The organism is Clostridium formicaceticum, assembly GCF_001854185.1.
GTDB lineage: Bacteria > Bacillota > Clostridia > Peptostreptococcales > Natronincolaceae > Andreesenella > Andreesenella formicacetica.
The window spans coordinates 4,193,108-4,212,237 of record NZ_CP017603.1 but is presented as its reverse complement, the minus strand read 5'-3'; the positions used below and the strand labels follow the sequence as shown (position 1 = coordinate 4,212,237).

The 19,130-nt window shown below is 32.9% G+C and carries 18 protein-coding genes; 17 read left to right on the top strand and 1 reads right to left on the bottom strand.

Annotation, left to right across the window (positions count from 1 at the left end):
• The first annotated feature begins 42 nt into the window (after positions 1–42).
• The 5 genes from BJL90_RS19615 to BJL90_RS19595 all read left to right on the top strand — a co-directional run bounded on the left by BJL90_RS19615 (position 43) and on the right by BJL90_RS19595 (position 4,908).
• Positions 43–750, top strand: a complete 708-nt coding sequence (locus tag BJL90_RS19615; RefSeq protein WP_070972190.1) for a B3/B4 domain-containing protein — start codon at positions 43–45, stop codon at positions 748–750.
• Positions 751–768: 18 nt separating this feature from the next.
• The gene (locus BJL90_RS19610) at positions 769–1,458 is read left to right on the top strand and encodes a radical SAM protein (RefSeq protein ID WP_070972188.1); all 690 of its coding nucleotides are present in this window, start codon (positions 769–771) and stop codon (positions 1,456–1,458) included.
• A gap of 49 nt (positions 1,459–1,507) precedes the next feature.
• Positions 1,508–1,798, top strand: a complete 291-nt coding sequence (locus tag BJL90_RS19605) for a hypothetical protein (RefSeq protein WP_070972185.1) — start codon at positions 1,508–1,510, stop codon at positions 1,796–1,798.
• 376 nt (positions 1,799–2,174) lie between these two features.
• Positions 2,175–3,098, top strand: coding sequence for an AAA family ATPase (locus tag BJL90_RS19600; protein ID WP_070972183.1), 924 nt, complete (start codon positions 2,175–2,177; stop codon positions 3,096–3,098).
• 13 nt (positions 3,099–3,111) lie between these two features.
• On the top strand, positions 3,112–4,908 hold the full coding sequence (locus tag BJL90_RS19595) for a cobaltochelatase CobT-related protein (RefSeq protein WP_070972181.1): 1,797 nt from the start codon (positions 3,112–3,114) through the stop codon (positions 4,906–4,908).
• Between the two features lie 549 nt (positions 4,909–5,457).
• Here BJL90_RS19595 and BJL90_RS19590 read toward each other — a convergent pair.
• Positions 5,458–6,339, bottom strand: a complete 882-nt coding sequence (locus BJL90_RS19590) for a LysM peptidoglycan-binding domain-containing protein (protein WP_070972178.1) — start codon at positions 6,337–6,339, stop codon at positions 5,458–5,460.
• A gap of 331 nt (positions 6,340–6,670) precedes the next feature.
• On the opposite strand from BJL90_RS19590, the gene BJL90_RS19585 reads away from it, so the two are divergent.
• The 12 genes from BJL90_RS19585 to thiS all read left to right on the top strand — a co-directional run bounded on the left by BJL90_RS19585 (position 6,671) and on the right by thiS (position 19,097).
• On the top strand, positions 6,671–8,065 hold the full coding sequence (locus BJL90_RS19585; protein ID WP_070972175.1) for a L,D-transpeptidase family protein: 1,395 nt from the start codon (positions 6,671–6,673) through the stop codon (positions 8,063–8,065).
• Positions 8,066–8,438: 373 nt separating this feature from the next.
• On the top strand, positions 8,439–9,509 hold the full coding sequence (locus BJL90_RS19580) for a sulfite oxidase (RefSeq protein ID WP_070972173.1): 1,071 nt from the start codon (positions 8,439–8,441) through the stop codon (positions 9,507–9,509).
• A 628-nt stretch (positions 9,510–10,137) separates the two neighbouring features.
• Positions 10,138–11,841: a sigma 54-interacting transcriptional regulator gene (locus tag BJL90_RS19575; protein ID WP_070972170.1), complete on the top strand. Its 1,704-nt coding sequence runs from the start codon at positions 10,138–10,140 to the stop codon at positions 11,839–11,841.
• Positions 11,842–12,213: 372 nt separating this feature from the next.
• Complete coding sequence (locus BJL90_RS19570; RefSeq protein ID WP_070972167.1) at positions 12,214–12,540, top strand: (2Fe-2S)-binding protein; 327 nt, start codon at positions 12,214–12,216, stop codon at positions 12,538–12,540.
• Positions 12,533–13,648 (top strand): NAD(P)/FAD-dependent oxidoreductase, encoded by a 1,116-nt coding sequence (locus tag BJL90_RS19565; RefSeq protein WP_070972164.1) that lies wholly within the window; start codon positions 12,533–12,535, stop codon positions 13,646–13,648. The genes BJL90_RS19570 and BJL90_RS19565 overlap by 8 nt, the downstream gene beginning before the upstream one ends.
• Positions 13,649–13,677: 29 nt before the next feature.
• A complete protein-coding gene (locus tag BJL90_RS19560; protein WP_070972161.1) occupies positions 13,678–14,172 on the top strand; it encodes a 4Fe-4S binding protein in 495 nt (164 codons plus the stop codon).
• A 73-nt stretch (positions 14,173–14,245) separates the two neighbouring features.
• Positions 14,246–14,530, top strand: coding sequence for a (2Fe-2S)-binding protein (locus BJL90_RS19555; RefSeq protein ID WP_472234879.1), 285 nt, complete (start codon positions 14,246–14,248; stop codon positions 14,528–14,530).
• The gene (locus BJL90_RS19550; RefSeq protein ID WP_070972158.1) at positions 14,527–15,720 is read left to right on the top strand and encodes an NAD(P)/FAD-dependent oxidoreductase; all 1,194 of its coding nucleotides are present in this window, start codon (positions 14,527–14,529) and stop codon (positions 15,718–15,720) included. The genes BJL90_RS19555 and BJL90_RS19550 overlap by 4 nt, the downstream gene beginning before the upstream one ends.
• Positions 15,721–15,749: 29 nt before the next feature.
• The gene (gene dapA / locus BJL90_RS19545; protein ID WP_070972155.1) at positions 15,750–16,652 is read left to right on the top strand and encodes a 4-hydroxy-tetrahydrodipicolinate synthase; all 903 of its coding nucleotides are present in this window, start codon (positions 15,750–15,752) and stop codon (positions 16,650–16,652) included.
• 137 nt (positions 16,653–16,789) lie between these two features.
• Positions 16,790–17,716, top strand: a complete 927-nt coding sequence (locus tag BJL90_RS19540; RefSeq protein WP_070972152.1) for a sulfite exporter TauE/SafE family protein — start codon at positions 16,790–16,792, stop codon at positions 17,714–17,716.
• Between the two features lie 33 nt (positions 17,717–17,749).
• Positions 17,750–18,877, top strand: coding sequence for an aldehyde ferredoxin oxidoreductase C-terminal domain-containing protein (locus tag BJL90_RS19535; RefSeq protein ID WP_070972149.1), 1,128 nt, complete (start codon positions 17,750–17,752; stop codon positions 18,875–18,877).
• A 22-nt stretch (positions 18,878–18,899) separates the two neighbouring features.
• Entirely contained in the window at positions 18,900–19,097 is a 198-nt protein-coding gene (thiS, locus tag BJL90_RS19530; RefSeq protein WP_070972146.1) for a sulfur carrier protein ThiS, read from the top strand.
• The last annotated feature ends 33 nt before the right edge of the window (positions 19,098–19,130 follow it).

Sequence of the window (19,130 nt, the reverse complement as noted above, 5' to 3'; positions counted from 1 at the left end):
TTTTTATAAATTTTTATTTTATTATACAAGGAGGCATATTTTATGAAAAAATTTATTATTGAAGACGACTTTTGGACTTTGTTTCCAAAAGCAAAGATTGGGGTTGTCACTTTCCACAGTATAGATAACTCTATAAAAGATAAGGAAAAGTATAAGGAAATGATTTGCACTTCAGAAAAGGAAGCTTTAAAGTACTTGACAAATGAAGAGTTCAGCAGCAATGAGGTGATAAAAGTATGGAGAGATGCTTTCCAAAAGTTTAAAACCAAAAAAGGTGCAAGGTCATCCATCGAAGCTTTACTCAAACGGGTGCATAAGAGAGATCCTATAGGCACTATCAATCCCCTTGTTGATATCTACAACTCTATTTCACTTAAATATGCATTGCCTTGCGGTGGAGAGGATATAGATACTTTTGTTGGTAATATAAGATTAACTAAAGCAGTTGGAGGTGAAGATTTTATTACATTGGGATCAGATGAAAGTGCACCACCCTATGAAGGCGAAATAATATACAAAGACAATGAAGGGGCTATTTGCAGGTGTTGGAATTGGCGGGAATCAGTAAGAACAATGCTCACTGAAAATACAAAGAATGCTTTTTTATGTATTGAATTAATTGATGAAAGAAGATTGAAAGAACTTGAGATGGCTTTAAATGATTTAGCAAAATCAGTGAAGGATCATATTGGGGGGACATATAAGATTACAATTCTTGATATTAATAATAAGCAAGTATCGATAGGCTAATTTGAGGAGGATGAGGTTATGAGTGGTTTCACTTATAAAGATATTTATATTGAAGATGGAGGAAGGGTGTTGGAAGTTAATATACTTCCAGAAAAGTACTGCAACTTTGATTGCATATTTTGCCCCATCGGAAAATCGCAAAATAAAGTAGATGTCCAAAGGTCATTTGATGGATATGAGAGTTCATTGGCTGAATTAGATAGAATGATAGAAAGCACAAAGGCGGAATTAGTCTTTATTAACTCAAAAGGAGAAGCGTTAGTAAATGATAAAATTGGTGATATTATTGACTTTATCAAAGGAAAAGGCTTACATGTAAGACTGTTTTCCAATGGCTATTTACTTGGTAGAGATGAATATATCAGAATCGCTAATAAATGTGATGAGGTTGTTGGAGAGATAAAAGTTATTAAAGAAGAAGATTTTCGTAAAATACAAAGACCTATTGAGGGGTATACATTGAAAGAATATATTTCAAATATGGCTTCATTTAGTAAACAGTATAATGGAGTATTTATATTCGAAATTACTATCATTAAGGGTTATAACGATGATGAAGAGTCAATTCAGAAGATAAAAAACATCATTAAGGAAATATCTCTTGACAAGGTTATTATTGCAAGATTAGAAGATGAAGTATTCAAGAAAAAACTCGGTATTGCTGATGAAAGATTTGAAGAGATTTTAAATGAATTGCTTAGTTTGTAAATGCCTGTTTAGTAGGAAACCCAGATAACAAAAATATGAATGGGTACATGTGGATACAGGTATTGAAAATTCTGTAGATTTTATTACAATCAATGAAAAACAATTAGAAAAAATGGCGGACAAAGTCTATTATTCTTACTCATGGGCATTTGATCAGTTGGATCAGTTATTAAGCTCTGAATTATGGGATATACCAGTATGTATTCATTTCAAAACCACGATAGCAAAAAAGCCGCATTTTATGCGGCTTTTTTGCATGTGTAGATTTTGTTGGGTGAGGGTGGCTTCAACAGTCATAATATTTGGCTTTAAAAGTGTATTGGTTCCTCTGTGTAGGTGACTCTATGGTAATTAGTTAATGTCGACAATCCATAAAATTTATACTAATTAAATATGTATTGAATAATGATGATAATAATTATCAAAAATGAATTCTGTAATTAGAGAAGGTATGATATACTATGTATAGATAGATAAAAAAATAACATTAAAAAACAAGAGATTTTTGGGTAATGTAAATGAGTTTCAATCCTTAATAATAGGGGTAATGATATTAATAGGAATATTGTTAGTGCAAGTAAGCTTATACCTTAAAGAAAATGTACTTTCTAAAATAGGGAGTATGCAAAGTATTTTCTGGATTTTGAAAATGTAAAGTGCCTTTAAAAGTACTAGAGATGAGCAAAAAAATTAACTAATATAGAGGGTGGACTACTATGAATATATTTGATTTTTTAAGAAAACAAGAGATAGAGGAAAAGTTGATACAAGATGTGCTTTATTTTAGAAAGTATTATCAGATAGACGAGGCGGTAAAGGATAGAATTCCTGATCCTAGAAATTTCTTCTATGGAAAAGAAATATGGTCTATGTGTATTGCTGCAATTTTAGAAGGAGAAAACATTTTGCTTTCAGGACCAAAAGCAACAGGAAAAAATGTCCTTTCAGACAATTTATGTGCTATATTTGCAAGACCTCAATGGAATGTATCTTTTCATGTCAATACAGACAGTTCAAGTCTTATAGGAACCGATACATTTATCGACAACGAGGTAAGATTAAGAAGAGGTGCAGTTTATGAATGTGCAACCTATGGGGGATTTGGCGTATTTGATGAAATTAATATGGCAAAAAATGATGCCATTGTTGTACTGCACTCGGCGCTAGATTATAGAAAGATTATAGATGTTCCAGGCTATGAAAAAATTAAGCTTCATGAAGCAACAAGATTTATTGGAACAATGAATTATGAGTATGCAGGAACGAAAGAATTAAATGAAGCATTGGTTTCCAGGTTTATGGTGATAGATATACCACAAATAGAAGAAGAAAAATTAATGACCATACTAAAATTAGAATTTAAAGATGCTCATGAAGATAAATTAAACCAGTTTGCAGGGATTTTTTTAGATCTTCAAACAAAAGCGCAAAACTCTGAAATATCTACAAAAGCTGTTGATTTAAGAGGAATAATAGCTAGTATTAAAACCGTAAAGAGAGGACTTAGGCCTAGACTTGCCATAAATATGGGAGTAACAGGGAAAACCTTTGATCAATTTGAAAAAGAAATTGTAGAAGATGTAATAAGAACTAGAATACCGGAAAAATGGGAAGCAAAAGATATTTTTCCATCTAGTTAATGGGGGGGGTACTATGAAGTGGATATATGGAGAATACGATCTTGAAAATAGGCTTACAAATCTGATGTGGACCATATGCGGAGATTATGATCAGGAATTAGATGAATTAGAAAAGTTTACAAAAACCTCTAAAGATTTAGCCGTGTATTATGCTGCTAAGGCAGGCGCCAGAAGAAAATACATAGACTGGAACATGATAAAAAAGTATTTAAAGCATAGAATACAAAAGGGCGCAGATCAAGACTTGATTGTTCCCCTTGTGGAGATGTGTGCTGACGTAATGGTTGAAGAAAAGCTTATAAAGGAAAGACCTGGAATAGAAGATATAAGGAAGAAAGGACTAGACGATCTACTTGAGCGGTATTTTAAAATAAAACTAAACACCTTTATGGAAAAAGTAAAGTATGCCCTTGTATTAGAACAAATGGGAAAGCATGCAAGTTTTGATTTAAAAGTAAAAAAATTACTTTCAGATATAAAAAAGTGTAAAGATGTAGAGGACACTTTAGCACTATTAGAAAATATAGATGCTTTATATCTTACCCATTTTAAAGAGATGCTAGAAAATCAAACTTTTCTATATGAAATGGAAGAAGAAAATGAATTAAAAGAAGCGTATAAAGAAGAGGAATCTACAAAAGAGCAAAGCTTTACTTCTTTTATGTATGAAGAACTATATGAAGAAGACACTGTCATTTCAGAGGTAGTAGATGGAATGCAATCTTCTCTTCTAATAGAGTCTATAGGAGACTTAAAGCAGGAGGTTCCTACCAATCCAAATGAAAACAGAGTTCTATCCATTGATCAAGAAATGGTAGAGAAAATTTATAAAAAAATAGAACACTATCATGGTAAATCCTGTATTACAAAAGAAGAGCAAAAGAAAATTGAAAAAAAAGTCTGCAGAAATGTACATGAAGGGTGTAGAGTTCATTTTACAGAAGGGGTTTTACGATCTCCTTGCGATAATGCATTTCAAATAAAGTATGTGACAAGGCAAAAGGAGAAAAACTTGTCTGATTTTAGAGACAATATAAAAGTTCACAAAAGAAACATTATGAAACTAAAAGAAGTGATCATAAAAACATTAACAGCAGAGCAAGAAAAGACAATCGTTCCTTCTGATAATGGTGTATTGGCTGTAAATAAGCTTTGGAGAGTTGGAAGAAGTGAAAAACCAAAAGTATTTACAAAAGTAATAGACAATCAAAAAGGTGGATATGTGGTAGATATTTTACTAGATGCAAGTGGCTCTCAAATAGCACGACAAGGAAAAGTGGCTTCTCAAGGATATATTATATCAGAGGCATTAACCCTTGCAGGAATTCCAAATAGGGTAATGAGTTTTTGTAATTTTTTAGACTATACCATTCTTAGAAGATTTAGAGATTATACCTCTCCACAAAGTGAAAATCAAAATATATTTGAATACTTTTCTGCTGGAAACAATAGGGATGGGTTGGCCATTCAAGCCGTATCTCAAGGTCTGTTAAATAGAAGTGAAGAAAATAAAATATTAATTGTTTTAAGTGATGGAAAACCCAATGATGTAAAAATCTCAAAAGATAATATAAGAACCATAAGAGGAGAAGCATTCTATAAAGGAATGACGGCAATAAAGGATACTGCACTTGAAGTAAGAAAGGCTAGAAAAAATGGCATTTTACTTTTTGGTGTATTTACGGGAAAAGAAGAAGAACTTCAGGCGGAAAAATTAATTTATGGGAAAGATTTTGTATATACTAGAAATATAGAGAAATTTTCTGACATAGTGGGAACCTATTTAAAAAGAATTATAGAAAATTATTAAAAGGAGCTGTCTTAAACTGATTTTTTAAATCAAGGAAAAGATATCTCTTTTCTTTTTAGCATTAATAAATGCTATGCATAATTAGTTAAATTTCAAAATTATGCGTAGCATTTGATTATTCTGGTGGCTAAAGGAGACGGTTCTGAATGACTCGTTTTGAAAAAGTGGACCAGAGCTAGTTCACGAATTGTCTAGAGGTAAATATATCGTCGTGGATTTCACACACCACGCATCGCCTCCACCAATTAGATCTACGATAGCTTCGAAGTCGCTTTTTATGCGGCTTTTTTGCATTTAAAGGTTTTATTGGGTGGTGGTGGTCTCCACCAGCCAAAATAGATGCCTTAAAAAATGATATTTGTTTTTTGCGTAAATATTGATGGTAATTTTCTAATGTCGAAATAAGGCATAGAAAAAAGGAGAAATTTGTAATAATATGAGGAAGTATATTAAAAGAATTCAATACTCGGAGTATCAATATACGCAAAATAATTTGACAAATGAGCAATGGTGGGACGATGAATCTGTCCTCTTGTCCCTGATACAAGTCTATATTAGTAGGGTTTGGTTGTAACCTACTCGAAGAAGGAAACCAGTTTGTCCTGTGGCTATTACTCTTACATAATCCCAAACAGCAAGTCCAGCTGGTGGAAAGTCTTCACCAATAGGGCTGGGAATATACCATCGTTCGACTATGATCGCTGTTCCAGGAGGTAGGGTAATATAGGGGGTGTCTAGAAAAGGTTGGCTATATAGTTGTGTATCAGAGATGGTAACATGAATTCTTCTGTTTGTCCTTACGTAGTCAAGTCTGGATAAAGCAAGTCTGGTCAGTTGCACTACTATAGGGTCTGGATCCTGAAGTGCATTAGTAAGTATGCGCCTGCTTTCTCCATTTAAAGCGATTCTACCCAAGCTTATGATAGCATAATAACGTACAATAGAACATGGATTAACGGCTAAAATACCTAGATAAGGAATAGCTTTCTGTCCAATGGCCTCCCACTGAAATGTTCCTAGATAATAGATTCCATAGATTTGCAGGGAGGTTAAGATATCACAGTTTAAGGCAGTTTGCTCCCACAAAATCTGTAATTCCCTAGGGTCTGGTATATCATAGGCAATGAGGAGTTCACTGCCGGCAAAAATTAAATTGGGATCTGGTATGCGGTTGGCTTGCGCAAGTATTTGTGTCGATGTATTAAATTGCCTTGCTAGACAAAACAAGGTATCACCTGGTAGTATAACATAGTAAGGGGTGCCTCCGGCTTTAGGAATTTCCAAGCTAGCTTGAGGTATTACTAATACCTGACCAGGATAAATTAAGTTAGGATTACATATAACATTTGAATCTAATAAAGTCTGAACAGTTACTCCGAAACGTCGAGCTATCAAATAAAGGCTATCGCCAGGTCTAACAATATAAATCATTTCTATTCCACCTTTCTATAGCATAATATTCAGGAGGGAATAAATCAGTTCCTTATTGGTACCTTTTTACACTAGTAACAAAGGGACAGACAAATGCTGCTTTTAATATTTTATGCACTTATGCTTCTATAGCTTTTTTTATATAGTGTATATCTAATTAAGAATTCACATTAAAGTGATATGCTCCCCCTGTAGTAGACAGTTAAAGTCTAATAGCAAGCTTTAAGGTTACAATCTTATAGTTAAGTCTTAAAGTCAAAAATACAAACATATTATAAATTAATTATTATATTTAGATAAAATGTATATTTGATGAAAGGTAAAAATCGCTATGAAGAATATTAATATAAAAAACCTTTTTAATTGTGAGGTTACAGGAAATATTATTATTTTAATAGTTTCAATTTTACTAGTTTATTTACTTATTGCATTATACTTTACTAATCATTTCTTTTTCAATACAGTAATAAATGGAGTAGATGTCTCATTAAAGGCACATGATGATCTAGAAGATATAATGAGGAGTTATATTCAAGATTATAAGTTGCAGTTAATTGAACGAAGCAAGGAAGCAGAAGAAATAACAGCCCAGGATATAGGAATGCAATACAATGGAAAAAATAGTATTTCTGAAATTTATTATTTACAGAGTTCATTTAAATGGATAAGTTCGTTATTAAGGAATCAAAAGCATTATGTAGATGATTTATTTATTTATAGTAAAGATAACTTACAAAATAGAATAAATGAATTAAATTGTTTAAATAAAGACCTTATAGAGCCGCAAAATGTAAGTTTTAAGTATTCAAATGGTTCATATGAAATAATTGAAGAAGTATATGGAAATAAAATAAATAAAGATAAATTGAGGGAAACTATTGAAATAAGTATATTGAAGGGAGAAACAAAATTAGACTTAAATGAAAATCTTTGTTACGAAAATCCAAGGTATACTTTAAGTTCTGGTAAGACTTTTAAAATTAGGAATTTACTAAATAAGTATGTATCAACAAAAATTACTTATATAATAGGAAGTGAAAATGAAATACTAGATGGGGATATAATAAATCAATGGCTTAGCGTTGACGAGGATTTAGAAGTGGTAATAAATGAAAAAGGAGTTTTAGAATATGTACGAAGACTGAGCAAGAAATATGATACAGTTGGTGCAGCAAGAAAATTTAAAACATCCACAAATAAAGTAGTAGAAGTGAAGGGTGGATTTTATGGATGGAAAATTAATCGTGCTGCTGAAGTAAGAGCATTATTAGAAAGTATAAAACTTGGTGAAGTAATAAAAAAAGAACCTATATATACTCAAAAGGCTTTATCTAGAGGCAACGATGATATAGGTGATACTTATGTAGAAATCAATATAACATGGCAACATTTATGGTTTTATAAAGATGGAAAGCTTATAACTCATGGTGCTATAGTAACTGGAAATCCCAATAGAGGAAATGCTACTAAGGTAGGAGTCTATATGCTCAACTATAAAGAAAAAGAGTCAACTTTAAGCGGAGCAAATTATGAAGTTCAAGTAACTTATTGGATGCCTTTTAACGGAGATATAGGAATACACGATGCGAGTTGGAGATATTCTTTTGGAGGAGAAATATATAAGAGAAATGGAAGCCACGGATGTGTAAATACTCCATTATATTTAGCTAAAATAATTTTTGATAATATAGAAAAAGGAACTCCTATTATTTGTTATGAAGAATAGGAATACAAGTGTAACAAGGACGGTTCTTTGACATATTCAAAGTACACCTTAAATGCTAGGTTTTTGTCTGACATTCGAGAAGCACTTCAAATTATAAAGCCTTTAATTATTATTCTATAGAATCATTTCCTATGATGAAACTTACTGTTTCATCATAGGAAATGACATGTTTTCAATAAAGTTAAATATAAATGAGTAATCCTATGATCTAATTATTAGTTTTGTTAAAAAATGTATGTTATAAAAGCGGCATTTAAAATGCTATTACAATTTTATTGAAAAGATATCACCTTCCGGATGAATTGAGAATATAAAATAAGTAGCTATAGATTTTATAATGGGATCCTAAGGTAAAAGGAAAAGGAGAGGAATAATGAAGTCTGATATTTCATACTTATATAAGCCTTATCTTCATACACGTGAACTCATGCCGGAGAACCAAGAAACACCTATCCACTTTCTAAATGAGCGGACTACCCCAATAGAATACATCTATAAAAGAAATCACTTTCTATACCCAGCATTAGATTCAGCAGCATTTTTTCTTCCTGTAGTAGGAGAAGTTGAGAGACCAATGGTGTTTCCATACAACTATATAAAATCCTTACCCTCTAAGACAATAAAAATGGTACTTGAATGTGCTGGAAACAAGCGAGCATATTTTGATCCTAAGACGTATGGTGAACAATGGAAGGATGGTGCTATTAGTCAAGTGGCATGGAAGGGGGTCTCTTTAAAAGACCTATTATATTTTACCGGTATACGGAGTACAGCTATTGAAGTGGCATTTGAAGGATACGATTATGGCACTAGAAAAGACATAGATAGAGTATTCCCCTATGCAAGAAGTCTTCCACTAGAAAAAGCATTACATCCAGACACAATTATTGCCTATGAGTTAAACAGCCAACCAATACCATATGACCATGGTTATCCTTTAAGATTAGTTGTACCCCAATGGTATGGAATGGCATCTGTAAAGTGGTTAAAAGAAATAAGAGTGATTGATCATAAATTTACGGGACCTTTTCAAGCCATTGATTATGTGTATTATCCAAATAAGGAAGATGACTTTGGAAAAAAACCTGTTACAGAAATAAAGGTTAACTCAATCATTCAACAACCTATGAACTATAGTGTTTTAGATACAGGAAGCCATAGTATCAATGGAATTGCATGGTCGGGACATGGAACAATTAAGGAAGTAGAATTAAGTTTTGATCAGGGGTTAACTTGGAAAAATGTAGAATTGTATCAAGATAAAAATCAACAACATTTATGGACTTTTTGGAAGTATGCATGGACTGTTGAGGAAAAAGGAGAACATACCATTATGTGTAGAGCAAAGGATAGTTATGGTAATATACAACCATTAGAAGCAGAATGGAATCGAAAAGGATATGGATATAATGCAGTATATATAATTAAAGTTAAAATCGAGTGAAGATTCTAAAATCAATATAACCAATCATGCTATCAAACTGTTGATAAAAATAGGATGAAAAGTTTATTAGGGATAACGTCTTAATGGGTATCTTGACCTTAAGTTGTATAATTAGGGCTGGTCAAATTCATACTATGTTACTGGAGGATGGGGGAGACGAGATTCAAAACAGTAACTGTGCTCGGAGAAGCTGAAGGTAAAGAGGCCGACCGACAGTAAGGGTTCGACTTCCTCCGCTTCAACTAATTAAATTTGCGAAATAAATCTATTTAGTTGGGGGAGGAGGGAAGTCTGTCCTTTTTTAGGAAAGTGTTGTATAAAATCAATAGGGACGAATAGGGACGTAGGGACGGTTCTCATTGACCACATGAGGTTGGTCTGCCGTCCCTATTGTTATTGAACTTGCCCATTTCTTAAATCATTTCTAAAGGATGTAAGGAAATCGTTATAAATTCCTTTGTTATAGATAGGAGTAAAGGCTTGAAAAAATATAACTTTTTTAGAGACTTTAGTTGCCACTTATACAAAAATTTAAAACAATAGAGGAAAAAAATATAAATTGTAGAATAGCTCATATATATTAGTTTTGTAGTATATATAGACTATTCATAAGAAGGGGGTTCAACAATTGTTAGAGGCATTGGAAAAAGAATTGTGTATAGATGTTAAAGAAAAAAGGTGCAAAAAAATTATGGAATTCTTTGAATTAGCTAAAGCTGTCCAATTACCTGTTGTTGATGATAGAAAAGTCGTAGGTATATTAGATTTATTTGTGTTTTTGAATAACATGAATAAAAATACTAACATAGTTGAACTTATGGAAAAAGACATTATAGTTGCTGGAGATAGCAGAAGTGTGTTCAGTTTTAAAAACTCAAAGCAGCATATACTACCTTTTGTTGATGAAAATGGAAATTACTTGGGTTTTATAAATAGACTTTTCCAAAAATGTTATTTACCAAGTAAAGAGTATATGCAAATACTTGAAAAAGAAATTGGGGATGCTATAGATTGTGATACCAAGGAAGTTGACTATGATAAGTTAGATAGAACCTTTGATGCAATCTTCGAATTAAATTATGATGGCATTTATATTACAGTAAATAAAGGTAAAACCTTAAGTATTAACAATAAATGTATCTATACAAAAGGATTAATGACAGATGATAATACAGTAATAGATAAGAAAGTGAATATTATTCAGAACGTTCAAAACAGAAATGAAGTAAGTATGTCAAGCCATATTATTTCAGATGGTGGAATTATTAGAGTGATTAATAATATAGAAAATTTTCAAAAACTAAAAAATGAACTTGCAGAGGCACAAAAGCTTGCTGAAAAATATCATAATGAACTAGAGTTCTTGCGATGGAAGCAATCACAACCAGAAGAAATCATTGCAAAAAGCTATGAAATGAAAAAGATAATTAATCTAGCTATTAGAATTGCTAAAGTAGATTCAACAGTCTTTATTCATGGGCAATCAGGTGTTGGAAAAGGCGTATTAAGTAAATTAATCCACAATAATAGTCATCGTAAAGATGGTCCATTTATTAAAATAGATTGTGGATCTATACCAGAACAATTATTAGAATCAGAGTTGTTTGGATATGAGCCAGGCTCTTTTACTGGCGCTGAAAAAGGAGGAAAAATAGGTTTAGTTGAATTAGCTAATGGCGGAACACTTTTTTTAGATGAAATAGGAGAACTTCCTTTAAATTTGCAAACAAAGTTGTTGAGTGTAATCCAGGATAGGGAAATTTTTCGAGTAGGTGGAATTAAACCGATACATGTAGATATTAGAATTATTGCCGCAACCAATAGAGACTTAAAAAAAATGGTTGAAAATAAAAAATTTAGAGAAGATTTATACTATAGATTAAATGTTGTGCCGATAAAAATACCTCCACTACAAGAAAGAAAAGAGGACATAAAGCCCTTAATTGAAAAGTGCTTACAAAACTTTAATAAAAAATATAAATTGAATAAGCAAATTGAACCTAAGGCATTACGAAAACTTATAGATTATAATTGGCCAGGCAATATAAGAGAACTAAACAATATAATTGAATATTTAATAGTAACCACGAACTCAGAGACGATTACAAAAGAAGATCTTTCTGAAATTATAGTAGATAATAAAAGTCAGGAAGTGTTATCTGTTAATAGTATTTTACCTCTTAAAGAAGCTGTCAGTTTGGTAGAAAAAAAATTATTAATAGAAACAATGCAAAAGTCGAAAAGTACTGAGGAAATGGCTCAGTTGCTAAAGATAGATAGAAGTACTATTATTAGAAAACTTCAAAAATATAATATTAAGACACATTTCTAGAAGGCTGAATAATTCAAAAGATATGTTATGCAAGTTTGCACAATGTGCATAAAAACATGTAATATCAAGGTTTATGTTAAATAAATAAGGTGAAGAAAATAAAAATTTATGCAAGTTTGCATAAACTTAAAAAAGAAATAAACGAATACTTTGATTTTAAAAGTATTCGTTTATTTCTTTTTTTATTATTTAAAACATAATAAATTCAATAACTCTGGAGGTTGTTTAGGTTTTATTAAACTAAGATTAAAGAATTGGCACACTAGTTGCTTTATACATTAGTGAAGCACGCAAGAAAGGAGGAAGTGATAATGTGTTTAAGCGTTGATGATCACGTTATTAGTGAAACACGCAAGAAAGGAGGAAATGATAATGTGTTTGAGAGTTGATGATCACGTTATTCTTGGGAAGAATGATCCTGGAAAGATTGTGGAGATTACAGTAGACGGTAAGAAGATAAAAGCGAAGGAGGGAGAGAAAATCTTAGCAACCCTTCTTGCTAATGGAATTATAGTTAATAGATATACCGTAAAAAGAAAAGAGCCACGAGGGTTGTTTTGCGGTATAGGACAATGTACTGATTGCGCTATGATAGTTAATGGAAAACCAAATGTTCGAACATGCGTAACTTCAGTAAAGGAAGGAATGATTATTGAGACACAGCATGGCGTAGAAAGGAGTGCGAATTTCAGTGATTAAGAAAGAAGTAGTAGTGATTGGTGGGGGACCAGCAGGACTAGCTGCAGCAATTGAAGCAGCTAAAAGGGGGGTTCAAGTATTAGTGATAGACGCTAATGCAGAAGCCGGTGGTCAGTTGATTAAGCAGATTCATAAATTCTTTGGATCAAGTGCTCATCGCGCAGGTATTAGGGGCATGGATATTGGAAGTCAACTTCTTCAGGAAGCGAAAGATTATGGAGTAGAGATATGGCTTAACAGTGTAGTAATAGGATTGTCTAAAGAAAAGACTATGGCGGTAGAAACTGGAACGGATGACATTGATAAAAAAGTAAAGCTTATTGAAGCTGAAAAAATTGTCATTGCAACTGGTGGTTCTGAGAATGTTGTTCGATTTAAGGGTTGGACGTTACCTGGAGTAATGGGTGCAGGTGCAGCTCAGACAATGATAAATAGCAACCGTGTAAAGCCAGGTAAAAAAGTTGTGATGATTGGATCAGGAAATGTTGGGCTTATTGTATCTTATCAACTTTTGCAAGGTGGTGTAGATGTGGTTGCATTAGTAGAGGCAGCTCCTAATATCGGTGGATATGCCGTACATGCTTCAAAAATTACAAGAGCAGGTGTACCAATATATACAAGACATACCATTCTTGAGGCTAAAGGGAAAGATCGTGTAACAGAGGCAGTAATCTGTGAGGTTGATGATAAATGGCAGCCAATTGAGGGGACAGAAAAAGTAGTGAAGGTTGATACCATTGCGATTGCAGCAGGTCTCAAGCCATTAGCAGAATTAGCTATAATGCATGACTGCCAAACTAAGTTTGATACTGTTTTAGGAGGATGGATTCCACTGCATAATACAAATATGGAATCTACATATCCTGGAATCTATGTAGTTGGTGATATTACTGGCATAGAAGAAGCAAATACTGCATTGGAAGAAGGTCGATTAGCTGGCGTTGCAATTGCAGAAGCACTTGGAAAGATTGAACCGATAGAAGCAGAAAAACTTAAGGGTGAAATTTGGGAAAGGCTTGATGGTCTAAGATCAGGTCCTGATGGAGAAGTGAGGATGAAGGCTAAGTCAAGGCAGATGGAAAGTTTCAAAGAGCTTGTAAACGTATAGAAATACATAACGTAAGGAGGTGAATGATAATGTCATTAGAACAAAACGGCTTTTTAACAATAGAGGAATTGAAGGCTAAAGGACACTATCCTTCTGAAAAACGCTTTAGCGAAGGACTTATTGCAATTATTGAGTGCATCCATGAGATCCCATGCAATCCATGCGAAAATTCATGCAAGTTTGGAGCTATAAACATAGGAGAGCCTATTACAAATTTGCCGAGACTCGTTGAGGAGAAATGCATAGGCTGTGGTGTTTGTGTAGCAAACTGTTCAGGATTAGCTATTTTTATAGTTAATAAGAATTACTCTGATACAGAAGGTACAGTATCATTTCCATATGAATATTACCCTTTACCTGAAAAAGGTCAAGTAGTAGAAGCTGTTAACAGAAGGGGTCAGATATTATGCAAAGGAACAGTAATCAAAATTCAAAATCCTGAGAGTTATGACAGAACACCTGTTGTAACAGTTGCAGTACCTATGGATAAGGTAGAAGAAGTACGAAGTATAAAAAGATTGTAATAAGATGTGGCAGAAATAATCCTTTAAATATTAGATTAAATGATAGTTTATCCATGTGAAAGGAGGAATAGCTGTGAGTAATTTTAATAATGATGATATGCTGGTATGCAGATGTGAAGAAGTTACTGTAGGAGAGATAAAAGAAGCAATCAGACAAGGAGCATGTGATATCACAGGAATTAAGAGAAGAACAAGAGCTGGAATGGGATTATGCCAAGGACGTACTTGTGAGAAATTAGTACAGCAAATTTTAAGGCAAGAATTAGGAAGTTCTCCTGAAGAAATAAGTGCATCAACACCACGTCCTCCCGTAAGACCAGTTGCTTTTGGAGCTTTAGGAGGAGGTGGAGTCAAATGAATAGTTTTGATGTAGTTGTAATTGGGGCAGGAGCAATTGGCTCAAGTATAGCCTACCATCTGACTAAAAAGGGATACGACGTTGCATTAGTTGAAAGAGGAGATATTGCAAATGGTACTTCAAGTAGATGTGATGCAGTTGCACTGATCTGCGATAAAAAACCAGGTATTGACACTAAAATGGGTTATGAAAGCATTCAAGTATTTAAGGAATTGGCAAAAACCTTTTCATATGATTTTGAATTTAAGCAACCTGGTAGCTTATACGTTTGTGAAACTGAACAAGAATTAGAAGTAGCTAAAGAGTATGTAGCTCAGCAGCAAGCAGATGGCTATGATATGAGAATGGTTGATAATTATGAAATGCAAGAGATGGAACCTTATCTAGCAAAAGACTTACTGGGAGGTATATGGACTACACCTGATTCGTCAATGTCTCCGTATAAACTATGCTACGCATTTGTTGAAGAAGGAAAAAAACTTGGACTAAAAGTTTTCCATCATCATACGGTTATGGATATTAAATTAGATGAAAAAGGTGCTGTTGAAAACGTTGTTACAGACAAAGGTGAATTTAAAACAAAAAGAGTTGTAAATTGTGGTGGTGCATGGGCATCTGAACTTGGGAATATGGTAGGAATAGATATTCCGATTACACCAAGAAAAGGAATCGTATTGATTTCAGAAAAATCATTTAAAGTTGTAAATCAAAAAGTCCATGAATTTGGATATATGCTTTCTAAGTTTGAAGATATTAATTTTAAAAGAAATGTAAGTAAGCTAGTTGAAAGACACAATGTTGCCTTTAATATAGAGCCTACAAGAGATAACAATTTTTTACTTGGAGGTAATCGTGAGAACAAGGGATTTGACATTAGTACAGAACTTGAAGTTATGATGGCTGTTGCTGAAAGAGGAATGCGATTTTTCCCAATCTTAAAAGAAATAAACTGTATCAGAGCATATAGCGGAGTAAGGCCTTATTGTGCCGATCACTTGCCAATAGTATCAGAAGTTGATGAAGTACCAGGTTATTATATAGCAGCAGGACATGAAGGTGATGGCATCAGCTTATCCGGAATAACAGGTAGAATGATGACGCAGATTATTTCTGGAGAAAAAACAGATTTTGATATAGAAAAGTTGAAATTTTCAAGATATAAAAATAAAAAAGTTGTATTTGCTGATTAAATATTTCAAATTATTAGGAGGAATAAATTATGATTAATGCACCAAAAGGTATTATTGTACCGTTAATAACACCATTTAATGATGACGAAACAATTGATTTTCAGGCTTATAAGAAGGTAATAGATTTTCAAATTGAAAGTGGCGTGCATGGTCTTCTAGTTGGAGGCACAACAGGAGAATACCATGTTATGTCATTAGAGGAACGTAAAAGTTTAATCAAAGCTGGCTGTGAATACGCTGCTGGAAGGGTACCAGTTATGGCAGGTGTTGGATGTTTTACTGCTAAGGAGACAATCGAACTTGCTAATTATGCTGCAGAATGTGGCGCTAAATGGGGGCTGGTTTTACCTCCTTATTATCATCATACAAGTGAAGACGGAATTCTTGAATTTTTCAAGGAAATAGCTGCAAAATCAAAAGTCGGAATTGTAATTTATAATTACCCTGAAGCAACTAACGTTTGTCTTTCACCTGAAATGATTTATGAATTGAGTCAGGAAGAAAATATTGTATCTGTTAAGGAATCTGCAGATTTTGGTCATCTATGTAAGGTTCTTACTTTAACAAGGGATATAGATAACTTTTCTGTATTTACTGGTGAAGAACATTTTATGCTTCCAACCTTCTCCATTGGGGGACAGGGTGCCTTTGGCATTCTTGTTAATTTGCTTCCAAAGGAAGTTGTTAAGCTTTATGAACTAGCAGTTGAGGAAAAAGATATAAAAGCTGCTCGTGATTTAAACAGTAAATTATCAGGTTTTTATGACTTAATGGAGGCTGAAGGTAATCCATATCCAGGTCCGGTAAAAGCAGGTGTAGATATGATTGGACTTAAAGGCGGAAAAGTCAGAAAGCCTTTAACACAAACTACTGCCGAGTTAAAATCAAAGCTTAAAGAGCAACTAATAAAGTTAGGATATGAAGTTAAATAATTATATAAATCTATGATTTACTGGGTGCAAATAATGAAATTCAACAATAATACGAAATTTTATTATTAAGTAATTGCACCCAGATTTATATATCTGTAAGATTTCGATATTTAATTATTAAAAATGAGGAGGATATTATGACGCCTGTTAAAATTATATTAGGGATATTGATTCTTTTGTCATCACGTTTCCTTGTTATATTTATTAAAGACTATGTAAGGTTTTATAGAGAAGGAAAATTAGAAAAAGTTAACATTATATTTACTTCAATTCTTGCTTTTATAGTAAACTTTCTTGATGCATTAGGTATAGGAAGTTATGCGTCGTCTACAGCAGTATTTAAGTTTACTGGTATGGTTAAAGATAAACAGATTCCAGGTACATTAAATGTAGCTACTATGATGCCAGTTTTATTCCAAGCATTGATATTTATTACCATAATACAAGTAGACATTTTTACAATGATTACAATAATAGTATGCACTATGATAGGTTCTTATATAGGTGCAAGTATTGTTTCAAAATTACCAGAAAGAAAAATACAAATAGGAATGGGGTTTGGATTATTTGCAGTAGCCATAACAATGGTGCTTCAAATATTAAACATTATGCCTCCAGGAGGAAATGTTACATATCTTTCAGGTATTAAGTTAGGTATTGCATGGGTTGGAGCCTTTATATTAGGAATTACAAATTGCATAGGAATAGGAGTGTATGCTCCAATGATGGCATTACTGCTTTCATTAGGCATGTCGCCAATAGTTATATTTCCTATAATGATGGGATCATGTGCATTTTTTCAGACAATTTGCGGAACGAAGTTTGTACAAGAAGGACAATATAATAGGCAAGTTAGTATGATTTATTCTACAGTTGGTGTGGTAGGTGTTTTAGTTGCAGCTTATATAGTAAAAACCTTGCCCGTTGAAATTCTTAAAAAGTTAGTAGTAGCTGTTGTAATTTATACTTCTGCTAATATGTTTAGATCAGCATTTAAAAGTCCAAAACATGAAATTGAAGAAATAGAAAATGTAGAACCAGAAACTACACATGTAAGTAGATAATTTGAAAGAATATAACTTAGGGAGGTATGCAATATGTCTTTTCCAGAAGCAAAAATCTTAAAAGTTAATCTTACTAATAGAGAAATTGAAACAATTATTTTGGATAGTGATACTTATCGTCTTTACCCTGGTGGATCTGCTTTAGGAGTATATTTGCTATTAAGCAATATGACTTCACAAGTTGAACCATTATATGGTGGCCCTGAATATGAAACATGCAGTACATTTGGATCATATTGTGGAATAAATGATCTTACTACTATTTCATTAGCAAATCAAATGTGTAATATGTATGGTCTTGATACAATTTCATGCGGCGCAACAATTGCATTTGCAATGGAATGTTATGAAAAGGGTTTGTTAAGTACTGAAGACGTTGATGGAATTGAATTGCGTTTTGGAAATAAGGATGTAATTCCTATGATTATAGAAAAAATTGTGTATAGGCAAGGTATTGGAGAATTATTGAGCAAAGGTAGTAAAAAGGCTGCAGAAGTTATTGGTAAAGATGCAATAAAACTGAGTATGACTGTTAAGGGTCAAGAATTGCCAGCACATATGCCACAATTTAAACCTTCATTAGGCTTGGTATATGCAGTAAATCCTTTTGGTGCTGATCATCAATCTAGTGAACATGATACATGGTTGGTGATACCGAAGGATAGTTTTGTAAGAGAAAGGTTATCAAAGATGGGAATATGGAAGGGATATGAAGATTCTTTTTCTCTTGATGATGAAAAGGTAAGGTTTGCATTTGACACGCAATGTTTCTACTCTATGCTGGATACTCTATGCCTATGTCAATTTGCTTGGGGCCCGTCTTGGCAGCTATATGGTCCAAGTGAATTTATAGAATTATGCATGGCTGGTATTGGCTGGGAAACATCCATTTTAGAGTTGATGAGAATAGGGGAAAGACGAATAAATATGATGAGGTATTTTAATAAAATGGAGGGATTTACGAAGGAGGATGATGTTTTACCAGAAAGAATATTTGAACCTTTTAATGATGGACCTTCTAAAGATATTTGTTTAAATAAAATAGAATTTGAAAAAGCAAAGGAATTATATTATGAATATGCAGGGTGGGACAAAGAAACAGGAAATCCTACAGATGCTACTTTGAGAAAACTATCTCTTGGTTGGTTATTAAATACTTAATTATATGTAAGGCGGAGATGGTATGGAAGTTACTTTGAACAAGGACAAAGTTAGTATTGCTGAAAATACAACAATATTAGAATTATTACATGAAAAGGGATACAATGATATGATTGCTATTTTTATAAATGGTAAACAACTTTTACAAAAAGAATATGAAAATCATGTATTAAAAGAAAATGATATTATAAAGGTTATTCGAATCCTAGGGGGTGGTTAATAGGAGTAAGAGATAGGGGAATGTTATTTACAA

Bases quoted from the DNA above. Each gene is read 5' to 3' on its own strand.
- BJL90_RS19615 (WP_070972190.1), top strand. From the start codon at position 43: ATGAAAAAATTTATTATTGAAGACGACTTTTGGACTTTGTTTCCAAAA.
- BJL90_RS19550 (WP_070972158.1), top strand. From the start codon at position 14,527: ATGAATAGTTTTGATGTAGTTGTAATTGGGGCAGGAGCAATTGGCTCA.
- BJL90_RS19535 (WP_070972149.1), top strand. From the start codon at position 17,750: ATGTCTTTTCCAGAAGCAAAAATCTTAAAAGTTAATCTTACTAATAGA.
- dapA (WP_070972155.1), top strand. From the start codon at position 15,750: ATGATTAATGCACCAAAAGGTATTATTGTACCGTTAATAACACCATTT.
- BJL90_RS19580 (WP_070972173.1), top strand. From the start codon at position 8,439: ATGAAGTCTGATATTTCATACTTATATAAGCCTTATCTTCATACACGT.
- BJL90_RS19540 (WP_070972152.1), top strand. From the start codon at position 16,790: ATGACGCCTGTTAAAATTATATTAGGGATATTGATTCTTTTGTCATCA.
- BJL90_RS19590 (WP_070972178.1), bottom strand. From the start codon at position 6,339: ATGATTTATATTGTTAGACCTGGCGATAGCCTTTATTTGATAGCTCGA.
- BJL90_RS19595 (WP_070972181.1), top strand. From the start codon at position 3,112: ATGAAGTGGATATATGGAGAATACGATCTTGAAAATAGGCTTACAAAT.
- BJL90_RS19600 (WP_070972183.1), top strand. From the start codon at position 2,175: ATGAATATATTTGATTTTTTAAGAAAACAAGAGATAGAGGAAAAGTTG.
- thiS (WP_070972146.1), top strand. From the start codon at position 18,900: ATGGAAGTTACTTTGAACAAGGACAAAGTTAGTATTGCTGAAAATACA.
- BJL90_RS19560 (WP_070972161.1), top strand. From the start codon at position 13,678: ATGTCATTAGAACAAAACGGCTTTTTAACAATAGAGGAATTGAAGGCT.
- BJL90_RS19585 (WP_070972175.1), top strand. From the start codon at position 6,671: ATGAAGAATATTAATATAAAAAACCTTTTTAATTGTGAGGTTACAGGA.
- BJL90_RS19610 (WP_070972188.1), top strand. From the start codon at position 769: ATGAGTGGTTTCACTTATAAAGATATTTATATTGAAGATGGAGGAAGG.
- BJL90_RS19570 (WP_070972167.1), top strand. From the start codon at position 12,214: ATGTGTTTGAGAGTTGATGATCACGTTATTCTTGGGAAGAATGATCCT.